At 71.7% G+C, this 10,511-nt stretch carries 6 protein-coding genes; 4 read left to right on the forward strand and 2 right to left on the reverse strand.

Features of this window, described 5'->3' with window-relative positions; all coding sequences use genetic code 11:
• The first annotated feature begins 3 nt into the window (after window positions 1–3).
• From V8J39_RS22130 to cynS, 3 genes are all read left to right on the forward strand, one after another.
• A complete protein-coding gene (locus tag V8J39_RS22130; protein WP_336463147.1) occupies window positions 4–849 on the forward strand; it encodes a formate/nitrite transporter family protein in 846 nt (281 codons plus the stop codon).
• Between the two features lie 117 nt (window positions 850–966).
• On the forward strand, window positions 967–2,751 hold the full coding sequence (locus tag V8J39_RS22135; RefSeq protein ID WP_336463148.1) for a protein kinase domain-containing protein: 1,785 nt from the start codon (window positions 967–969) through the stop codon (window positions 2,749–2,751).
• Between the two features lie 26 nt (window positions 2,752–2,777).
• Complete coding sequence (cynS, locus tag V8J39_RS22140; protein ID WP_336463149.1) at window positions 2,778–3,245, forward strand: cyanase; 468 nt, start codon at window positions 2,778–2,780, stop codon at window positions 3,243–3,245.
• A gap of 61 nt (window positions 3,246–3,306) precedes the next feature.
• Here cynS and V8J39_RS22145 read toward each other — a convergent pair whose 3' ends face one another.
• Window positions 3,307–5,604 (reverse strand): FdhF/YdeP family oxidoreductase, encoded by a 2,298-nt coding sequence (locus V8J39_RS22145; protein ID WP_336463150.1) that lies wholly within the window; start codon window positions 5,602–5,604, stop codon window positions 3,307–3,309.
• A gap of 155 nt (window positions 5,605–5,759) precedes the next feature.
• Between V8J39_RS22145 and V8J39_RS22150 the strand changes: the two genes are divergently transcribed.
• On the forward strand, window positions 5,760–7,799 hold the full coding sequence (locus V8J39_RS22150) for an ATP-dependent helicase (RefSeq protein WP_336463151.1): 2,040 nt from the start codon (window positions 5,760–5,762) through the stop codon (window positions 7,797–7,799).
• 53 nt (window positions 7,800–7,852) lie between these two features.
• Here V8J39_RS22150 and V8J39_RS22155 read toward each other — a convergent pair whose 3' ends face one another.
• Complete coding sequence (locus V8J39_RS22155) at window positions 7,853–10,441, reverse strand: response regulator (protein WP_336463152.1); 2,589 nt, start codon at window positions 10,439–10,441, stop codon at window positions 7,853–7,855.
• Between the last annotated feature and the right edge of the window lie 70 nt (window positions 10,442–10,511).

Consider the following 10,511-nt stretch of genomic DNA (forward strand, 5'->3'; position numbering starts at 1 on the left):
CAGATGTCCTACGTCACGCCCGGCGACTTCGCCAAGAAGATGGTCGATGCCGGAGAAGCCAAGGTCTTCATGTCCACGCGGGACACGGTGATCCGCGCCTACATGGCCGGCGCGATCCTGGCGCTCGCCGCCGCCTTCGCGATCTCGATCACCGTCAACACCGGCAACCCGCTGGTGGGCGCGCTGCTGTTCCCGGTCGGGTTCTGCATGCTCTACCTGCTGGGCTTCGACCTGCTGACCGGCGTCTTCACCCTGGTGCCGCTGGCGCTGTTCGACCGCCGCCCGGGCGTGACCGTCGGCGGCATGCTGCGCAACTGGGGCCTCGTGTTCCTGGGCAACTTCGCCGGCGCGATGACGGTCGCGGTGTTCATGGCGATCATCTTCACCTTCGGCTTCTCCGAGGCGCCGAACGCGATCGGCCAGAAGATCGGCACGATCGGCGAGGGCCGCACCGTCGGCTATGCCGCCCATGGCGCGGCGGGCCTGCTCACGCTGTTCGTGCGCGCGGTGATGTGCAACTGGATGGTCTCGACCGGGGTGGTCGCGGCGATGATGTCGACCTCGGTCTCGGGCAAGATCATGGCGATGTGGATGCCGATCCTGGTGTTCTTCTACATGGGGTTCGAGCATTCGATCGTGAACATGTTCCTGTTCCCCTCGGGCATCCTGCTGGGCGGCAACTTCACCTGGATGGACTATTTCCTGTGGAACGAGATCCCGACGGTGCTGGGCAACCTCGTCGGCGGGCTGACCTTCGTGGGCGCGATGATCTACTCGACCCACCTCAAGACCGGGCCCGAGCGCGGCCGCCCCGGCGCGCCCGCCCCGCGCGGCATGCCCGCCGAGTGAGCGGCGACGTGACGGGACGGCCGCGCGCGGCGCGCGCGGGCCGACCCGGCACGCGCCGACCCGAAACGGCGGGACCCTGCCCCGGCAGGGTCCCCGTCGCCTGACCCGGAGGGGCCGATGCCGAAGGATGCTGCCGCGACCGGCCTCGTGGTCGCGATCGGCCAGGCCTCGATGGCCGGGGCCAAGCCCGAGAACCAGGATTTCCACGGCGCGCTGGTGCCGCAGGGCGCGGACCTCGCGCTCAAGGGGGTGACGCTGGCGCTGGCCGACGGCATCTCCAGCTCGGACCACGGGCGCGAGGCGGCCGAGATGGCGGTCAAGGCGCTGTTGTCGGACTACTATGCCACGCCCGAGGGCTGGACGGTCGAGACCGCCGCGACCCGGGTCATCTGCGCGACCAACGGCTGGCTGTCGGGGCTGAACGCCGGGCGCGACGTGAACCGCGGCCACGTCTGCACCCTGGCCGCGCTGATCCTGAAGGGCCGGGTCGCCCATGTCCTGCACGTCGGCGACAGCCGGGTCTCGCGGCTGGCGGGCCGCAGCCTCGAGCCGCTGACCACCGACCACCGCGTGACCCTCGGGCCCGGCGACAGCCAGCTGTCGCGCGCGCTGGGGGCCGAGGACCGGGTGAGGGTCGACTATGCCCGCACCGCGCTCGCCCCCGGCGACGTCTTCGTGCTGAGCACCGACGGCGTGCACGAGCATGTCGACGGCCGGGTGATCCGCGACGCCATCGCCGCCGCGCCCGATCTCGATGCTGCGGCGCGGACGGTGCTCGCGGCGGCGCTGGCCGCGGGCAGCCGCGACAACCTCACGGTGCAGATCGCGCGGATCGACGCGCTTCCCGACCCGGGGCCCGACCTGGGTCCCAACGCGGGTCCCGACCTCGTTCACGGCGGGGCCGGCCTTGGCGCCGGGTCCGCCGACCTGCCGGTGCCGCCGCCGCCGCAGGCGGGCGCGGTCATCGACGGCTTCCGCATCGCGCACGAGATCCACGCGACCGCCCGCAGCCGCGTCTACCTCGCCACCGATCCGGCGGGGGCGCGCGTCGCGCTGAAGATCCCCGCGGCCGACACCGCCGCCGATCCCGCCTACCTGCGCCGCTTCCTGCTCGAGGAATGGGTGCTGGCACGCGTGTCCTCGCCGCATGTGCTGGCCGCCGCGCGGCGCCGGCAGCCGCGCAGCGCGCTTTACGTCGTGACCGACTTCGTCGAGGGCCGCACGCTGCGGCAATGGATGACCGACCACCCGCGCGCCGATCTGGACGCGGTGCGCGCCATCGCGCGCCAGCTGGTCGCGGGGCTGCGCGCGCTGCACCGGCGCGGCATGGTGCACCAGGACCTGCGCCCCGAGAACGTGATGATCGACACCGCCGGGACGGTGAAGATCATCGACCTCGGTTCGGCCTCGGTCGCCGGGGTCGAAGAGGCGGCGCCGGGCCTGCTGGGCCAGCAGCCGGGCACGTTCCAGTACACCGCGCCCGAGTATTTCTGCGGCGAGTGGATCGGCTGGCAGGCCGACCAGTACGCGCTGGCCGCGATCGTCTACGAGATGCTGACGGGGCGGCTGCCCTATGGCGCGCAGGTCGCCCGCATCCATTCGCGGCGCGACCGCGACCGGCTGGCCTATGCCCCGGCCCGGGCCGCGGACAATGCCGTGCCCGACTGGGTCGACGCCGCGCTGCGCCGGGCATGCCATCCCGATCCCGCCCGCCGCTACCCCGCGCTGGGCGAATTCCTGGCCGACCTCGCGCGTCCCGGCGACGTCTGGGAGCCGGGGCGCCACGTGCCGCTGGCCGAGCGCAACCCGGTCCGCTTCTGGCAGGGCGTCTCGGCGCTGCTGGCGCTGGCCTGCCTGATCCTCGCCGCCCGCCTCGCCGCCCATCTCGCCACGGGGGGCTGACCGTTCCAACCAAGGAGGAAGACCCGATGAAAGACCTCGTTCCCGCCGAGATGCTGACCAAGGAGGACGTCACCGCCCTGATCATCGCCGCCAAGAAGCGCAAGGGCCTGACCTGGGAAGGCATCGCCGAGGCGATCGCCATGTCGCCGGTCTGGACCCATTCGGCGGCCATGGGCATGAACGCGATGCCGCCCGCAAAGGCCGAGGCGCTGGCCGCCCTTCTCGACCTGCCCGAGGGCGCGGCCGCGGTGCTGGCCGAAAGCCCGACGAAGGTCTGGACCCAGGCGGTGCCGACCGATCCCTGCATCTACCGCTTCTACGAGATCGTCGGCGTCTACGGCCCGACGCTGAAGGCGCTGATCCAGGAGAAGTTCGGCGACGGCATCATGTCGGCGATCGACTTCGACATGCAGGTGACCCGGGTCCCGCACGAAAAGGGCGACCGGGTGAAGGTCGAGATGACCGGCAAGTACCTGGGCTACAACGCCTGGTGACCGGGCGGCCTGCCCCCCCGGCGCGGGGTGCGCAGGCCGCTTCCATCCCGTCCCGGTCCGCTCACCCCGCCTCGATGCGCACCGGCGTGCCCTTGTAGGCGGGGGTCTGCGAGCGTTCCTCGTGATAGCCGAGCGGCACCAGGGGGTTCAGCTCGGGGTAATAGCCCGCGACGCAGAAGGGCGGCAGGTCGTAGCCGGTGACGCGCAGCCGATCGACCCGCCGCTCGACCCCGTCGCTGACCGCGCAGACCAGGCTGACGCGCTGGCCCTCGGCCAGGCCCAGCCGGGCGATCTCGTCGCGGTTGATCAGCACCACGTCGCGCCCGCCCTCCAGCCCGCGCAGCCGGTCGGAAAAGCCGTAGATCGTGGTGTTGAACTGGTCGTTCGACCGCAGGGTGATCAGCGTCATCTCGTCCGCGCCCGGGTCCTGCCCCAGCGCCGACAGGGTCGTGGGCGGGGTGAACTGCGCCTTGCCCGACGGCGTCTTCCACACCCGGTCGCGCACCGGGTTGCCGCGATAGAAGCCGCCGGGCTGGAACAGCCGGTCGTTGAAGTCGTGGAACTGGTCGGGGAAGGTCCGGGCGATCAGGTCGCGCACGCGGTCGTAATCCGCGGTCCAGTCGGCCCAGGCCAGCCGCGGATCGGGGGGCAGCGTCGCCGCCGCGATCCCGGCCACGATCGCAAGTTCCGACATCACCCGCGGCCCCGGCGGCTCGGCCGTGCCGATCGAGCCGTAGATGTGCGACAGCGAATCCTCCATCGACACCGCCTGCGGCCCCGAGGCCTGGTCGTCGCGGTCGGTCCGGCCCAGGCAGGGCAGCAGATAGCTGACCTCGGCCGGCACGAGATGCGAGCGGTTGGGCTTGGTCGCGATCTGCACCGACAGCCGCAGCCGCGGCCAGGCGGCCTCGATCCGCGCGCGGTCGGGCAGGGCGCGCAGCAGGTTGCCCCCCAGCGACACGACCGCCCGCACCCGTCCCTCCAGCAGGCCCTGCATCGCATGGACGGCGTTCATCCCCTCCTCCTCGACCGGGGCGATGCCGAACAGCGCGTGCAACCTGTCGGCCGGCATGTGCGCCGACTTCTCGCCGATCCCGACGGTGCGCTGCCCCTGCACGTTCGAATGGCCCCGCACCGGCGAGATGCCGCAGCCCGGCCGCCCCATCATCCCGCGCATCATCAGCAGGTTGCACAGCATCCCCAGGTTCAGCCAGCCGTGGACATGCTGCGTCAGCCCCATGCCGTAGATCCCGATCGCGCGCGTCGCGCCGATGAAGACCCGCGCCGCCTGTTCGATCATCGCGCGCGTCAGGCCCGACTGCCGCTCGATCTCGTCCCAGCCGAAGCCCTCGACGGCGGCCACGGTGTCGGCATAGCCCTCGGTCTCGGCCTCGATGAAGGCGCGGTCGACGACGGTGCCGGGCGCCGCCGCCTCGGCCGCCAGCACGCATTTCATCAGCCCCGCGATCACCGCGATGTCGCCGCCCGGCCGGACCTGGTAATACTGCTCCGAGATCTCGGTCGCGCCGCCGGTCAGCATCTGCAGCGGGCTTTGCGGGTCGGCGAATTCGATCAGCCCGCGCTCGCGCAGCGGGTTGAAGGTCACGATCCGGCAGCCGCGCTTCACCGCGTCCTTCAGCTGGTGCAGGAAGCGCGGGCTGTTGGTGCCGGTGTTCTGCCCGAAGAACAGGATCGCGTCGCACTGGTCGAAATCCTCGAGCGTGCAGGTCCCGACCGGCGTGCCGATGAAGCTTTGCAGGTTCACCGAGGTCGTCTCGTGGCACATGTTGGACGACTGCGGCAGGTTCTGGTGCCCCATCGCGCGGGCAAACAGCGCGTAAAGATACGACGCCTCCAGCCCCGCGTGCCCCGAGGCGTAGAAGACCGCGGCCTTCGGGTCCATCGCCCGCAGCTCGGCCCCGATCTCGGCGAAGGCCTCGTCCCAGCCGACCGGCACGTAGCGGTCGCTGGCGGCGTCGTAGCGCATCGGCTCGGTCAGCCGTCCCGAGGCCTCGAGGTCGTGGTCGTGCAGCCCGCGCAGCTCGGCCAGCGTGTGGCTGGCGAAGAACGCCGCATCCGCGCGCCGTTCGTCCAGTTCCCACAGCGTCGCCTTGGCGCCGTTCTCGCAGAACTCGAAGGTGTGGGGCTTGGCGGGCTTGGCCCAGGCGCAAGAGGAACACATCACCCCGCCGGGCTTGTTCAGCTTCGCGAGGATCCCCAGCGCCCGCGTCGGCACCGGCGTGTCCTGCGCGATCCCCGCCACCCCCTTCAGCGATCCCCACCCGCCCGAGGGCGCGTCGTCATGGGGCACGCCCGGGTCCTGGCCGGTGGCGGTGTGCTGGTTGCGATCCTGTGCCATGGCATGCCTCCTCGCTGCGCTGGCCCAACCGGGACCGCGCGCCCGGGGTTCCGTCGCGATCGCGCGAGCGCCGAGGAAGGTTCACAATTTGTTCGTGCCTTGCTATCGTCGCCCCGACCGGCCGGGAACGGGCCGCAGCGGCAGGGGGCAGCAGCATGGGCACGGCCTATCTCGATCGTCTGAACGACCGCCAGCGCGCGGCGGCCACCTTCGGCGTGGCGCCGGGGCAGGTGGCGCCGCCGCTTCTGGTGATCGCGGGCGCGGGCTCGGGCAAGACCGCGACGCTGGCGAACCGGGTCGCGCATCTTCTGGTCAACGGCGCCGATCCGCGCCGGATCCTGCTGATGACCTTCTCGCGCCGCGCCGCCGGCGATCTGTCCCGCCGGGTCGAGCGTCTCGTCGCCGCCGCCACCGGGCGCGAGGCGCTGGCGGGCGCGCTCGAGTGGACCGGCACCTTCCATGCCATCGGCGCGCGGCTGCTGCGCGACCATGCCCCGGCCATCGGGCTCGACCCCGAGTTCACCATCCACGACCGCGAGGACAGCGCCGACCTGATGAACCTCGTGCGCCACGAGCTTGGCCTGTCGAAATCCGAAAGCCGCTTCCCGGCCAAGGGCACCTGCCTCGCGATCTATTCGCGCTGCGTGAACGCGGGCGACCCGATCGCCGAGGTGCTGCGCGGCCACTTCCCCTGGTGCGCCGCCTGGGAGGCCGAGCTGAAGCGGCTGTTCGCCGCCTATGTCGCCGCGAAGCAGGCGCAGAACGTGCTGGATTACGACGACCTGCTGCTGGCCTGGGCCCAGGTGATGGAGGATGCGGATTTCGCCGCGCATCTGGGCGCGCAATGGGACCACGTGCTGATCGACGAATACCAGGACACCAATCGGCTGCAGGCGCGGATCCTGATGGCGCTGAAGCCCGACGGGCGCGGCCTGACCGTGGTGGGCGACGACGCGCAGTCGATCTACGGCTTCCGCGCGGCCGAGGTGCGCAACATCCTCGACTTCCCCGCCGCCTTCGCGCCGCGGGCCGAGGTGGTGACGCTCGACCGCAACTATCGCTCGACGCAGCCGATCCTTGCCGCGGCGAACGCGGTGATCGGGCAGGCGCCCGAGCGCTTCACCAAGGACCTGTGGTCCGACCGCGCCTCGGCCCGCAAGCCGCGGCTGGTGACGATCGCGACCGAGGCCGACCAGGCGCGCTACGTCGTCGACCGCGTGCTGGAGAACCGCGAGGGCGGGCAGCGGCTGATGGATCAGGCGGTGCTGTTCCGCACCGCCAGCCATTCGGGCCAGCTCGAGGTCGAACTCACCCGCCGCAACGTGCCCTTCGTGAAGTTCGGCGGGCTGAAGTTCCTGGATTCCGCGCATGTGAAGGACGTGATGGCGCTGCTGCGCTTCGCGCAGAACCCGCGCGACCGGGTCGCGGGCTTCCGGGCGCTGCAGCTGGTCGAGGGCGTGGGCCCGGTCGCCGCCCGCAGGGTGATCGAGGCGATGGCGGCGGGGCCGGTGCCGCTGGCCGCGCTGCGCGAGCTGCCCGCGCCGCCGCGCAGCACCGGCTGGGCGGCGCTGGTCGCGGTGCTGACCGGCGACCCGGCCTGGCCCGGCGCGATGGCGCGGGCGCGCGACTGGTACGACGCGCAGATGGACCGGTTGCACGACGAGCCCGAGTTCCGCCGCGCCGACCTGCTGCAGCTCGAGCAGATCGCCGGCGGCTACCCGACGCTCGAGGGCTTCCTGACCGAGCTGACGCTCGATCCCCCCGACGCGACCAGCGGGCAGGCGGGGGTGCCGCTGAAGGATGACGACTACCTGATCCTGTCGACGATCCATTCCGCCAAGGGGCAGGAATGGCGTTCGGTCTTCGTGCTGAACGCGGTCGACGGCTGCATCCCCTCGGATCTCGGCACCGGAGCGAGCGCCGAGATCGAGGAGGAGCGGCGGCTTCTCTATGTCGCGATGACCCGCGCCCGGGACGCGCTGACGCTGGGCGTGCCGCTGAAATTCTACGTCACCCAGCAGACCCGGCGCGGGGACCGGCATCTTTACGCCAGCCGCACGCGCTTCATCCCGAAATCGATGCTCGACCTGTTCGAACCGGAATACTGGCAGCCCGCGCCGCATCCCGGCGCCGCCGCGGCGCCCGCCCCGCCGAAGATCGACGTCGCGGCGCGGATGCGCGGGATGTGGGCCTGACCACGCCGGTCCCCGCCGCGATCCAGCGGGGACCATGAGGGATCACTCGGGGATCATGCGGGCGGGCGCACCAGCGCCACCGCCCGGGCGACCGCGTCCAGCAGCTCGCGCTCGCCATAGGGTTTGACCAGCGTCACCGCGCGGTCGGCCGCGACCGCGTCGCCCGAGGCGAAGGCGACCGCGAGGTCGGGCGCCAGCGCCCGCAGTTCGGTCGCCAGCGCAAGGCCGGTGCGGTCGGGCAGGCCGTGGTCGGTCAGCAGCACGTCGACCGGCGTGCTGCGGAACAGGGCCACGGCATCGGCGGCGGTGCCGGCCTCGACCACCTCGTGGCCGTGGTCGCGCAGGGTCTCGGCCATGTCGAGCCGGATCAGCAGGTCGTCCTCGACCAGCAGGATCCTGAGCGGCGGCCCGGCGATGCCGGCGGCGGTGACCCCGGCCGGCGGCGGCGCGACCTGCGTGACCACCGGCGCGGCGGCGCGGCGGTTGGCGGCCAGCGCGCTGCGCAGCTTCCGCGCCAGATCCTCGCGCGTGTAGGGCTTCGACAGCAGGTCGACCCCGTTGTCCAGCCGCCCGGCATGAACGATCGAATTCTCGGTATAGCCCGAGGTGAAGACGACGGTCAGCCCCGGCAGCCGCTCGCGGGCCTTGCGCGCCATCTCGGGGCTTTTCAGCGGCCCCGGCATCACCACGTCGGTGAACAGCAGGTCGATCGCCGCGCCGCTCTCGATCACCGCCAGCCCGGACTGCGCGTCCACCGCCTTCAGCACCCGGTAGCCAAGGTCGCGCAGCAGGTCGACGACCGTGTCGCGCACGCCCTCGTCATCCTCGACCACAAGGATCGTCTCGTTGCCGCCCTCGGCCAGCTCGCGCGGGGCCACCACCTCGATGTCCTCGGCCTCGGCCGAGCGCGGCAGGTACAGCCGCACCGTCGTGCCGTGGCCGGGCTCGGAATAGATCTTCACGTGGCCGCCGGACTGCTTGACGAAGCCATAGACCATCGACAGCCCCAGCCCCGAACCCTTGCCCTCGGGCTTGGTCGAGAAGAACGGCTCGTAGGCGCGGGCGAGGGTCTCGTCCTCCATGCCGCAGCCGGTGTCGGTGACGGCGATCATCACGTACTGGCCGGGGGTCACGTCGGGTTCGGCGCGGGCATAGCTGTCGTCGAGGCTGGCATTGCCCATCTCGATCGTCAGCTTGCCTGCGCCCTCCATCGCGTCGCGCGCGTTGATCGCCAGGTTCAGCAGCGCGTTCTCGATCTGGGTCGGGTCGATGAAGGTGTTCCACAGCCCGCCGCCGGTGATGACCTCGACCTCGACCGCCTCGCCGATCGCGCGGCGCAGCAGGTCGTCCATCGCGCGCACGAACCGCGCGACGTTGACGACCTTGGGCTCCAGCGCCTGGCGCCGGCCGAAGGCGAGAAGCTGCGCGGCAAGCTTGGCGCCGCGCGCGACGCCGGCCATGGCATTGGTGATGCGCATCTCGGCGCGGTCGTTGCCCGCGACCTCGCGCGACAGCAGCTGCAGGTTGCCCGCGACCACCTGCAGCAGGTTGTTGAAGTCATGCGCGACGCCGCCGGTCAGCTTGCCGATCGTCTCAAGCTTCTGGGCCTGCGCCAGCGCCGCCTCGACCCGCCGGCGCGCCTCGATCTCGGCGGTGACGCGCGTCTCCAGCGTCTCGTTCAGCTGGCGCAGCTGCGCCTCGGCCCGCAGCCGCTGCGCCACCTGCTCCTCCAGCCGGTGGGCATGGGTCAGGATCAGCCGCTCGGCCTCGCGCTGCTCGGTGATGTCGGTGTGCACGCCGACCCATTCCTCGACCACGCCGTCCGGCCCGATCGCCGGCACCGCCCGGATCGAGAAGGTCCGCCAGGCGCCGTCGTGGCGGCGCACGCGATGTTCGTGGATGAAGGTGGTCTGCGTGTCGACCGAATGCTGCCAGGCCTCGACCGTCGCCGCCTGGTCGTCGGGATGCACGGCCCGCGACCAGCCATAGCCCTCGTACTCGGCCAGGCTCTGCCCGGTCAGCGCGGCCCAGCCGGGCTGCTCGCCGGTCATCCGCCCGTCGCCGTCATTGGTCCACAGCACGCCCTGCACCGCGTCGATCGCGCTGCGGAACCGCTGGTTCGACCGCAGCACCGCGCGTTCCGCCGCGGTCTTGGCCGTGGTCTCGAGCACGGTGCACATCACCCCGCCGACGGTGCCGTCGCTTTCGTGGATCGGGGTGTAGAACAGGTCGAACGTCACCTCCTCGGGCGCGCCGTAGCGGTTCAGCACCATGGTCTGGTCGCGATAGCTCAGCGCGCGGCCCTTGAACCCCTCCTGCAGGATCCGCCGGTTCCAGTCCCAGATCTCGGGCCAGATCCCGGGCACGGTGCCGCCCAGCGCGCGCGGGTGGTACGACCCGGCGATGGCGATGTAGCCGTCGTTGTAGACCATCGTGTGGTCCGGACCCCACATCAGCACCTTGGGGATCGGCGAATGCACCATCGTGTCGACGGTCGAGCGCAGCTGGGCGCTCCAGTCCGCGATCGCCCCGAGCGAGGTGCCCGACCAGTCCAGCGCCCGGATGCGGCGGGCACTTTCACTGTCCCCGCCCGGCCAGACCACATCGATGCCGTCGTCGCCCTGCCTGCCGTCCGTGGTCACAGTCCGTCCGTCCCCGATCGTCGCCCGGCCCGCTTCTGCGGAAGGGTCGCGCGCGCCAACGCGCGCGGGC

Source organism: Frigidibacter sp. MR17.24, from assembly GCF_037095655.1.
In the GTDB taxonomy this organism is placed as follows: domain Bacteria; phylum Pseudomonadota; class Alphaproteobacteria; order Rhodobacterales; family Rhodobacteraceae; genus Frigidibacter.

Excerpts from the sequence above, each read along its gene's own strand:
- V8J39_RS22130 (WP_336463147.1), top strand. The coding sequence starts at position 4 with ATGTCCTACGTCACGCCCGGCGACTTCGCCAAGAAGATGGTCGATGCC.
- V8J39_RS22135 (WP_336463148.1), top strand. The coding sequence starts at position 967 with ATGCCGAAGGATGCTGCCGCGACCGGCCTCGTGGTCGCGATCGGCCAG.
- cynS (WP_336463149.1), top strand. The coding sequence starts at position 2,778 with ATGAAAGACCTCGTTCCCGCCGAGATGCTGACCAAGGAGGACGTCACC.
- V8J39_RS22145 (WP_336463150.1), bottom strand. The coding sequence starts at position 5,604 with ATGGCACAGGATCGCAACCAGCACACCGCCACCGGCCAGGACCCGGGC.
- V8J39_RS22150 (WP_336463151.1), top strand. The coding sequence starts at position 5,760 with ATGGGCACGGCCTATCTCGATCGTCTGAACGACCGCCAGCGCGCGGCG.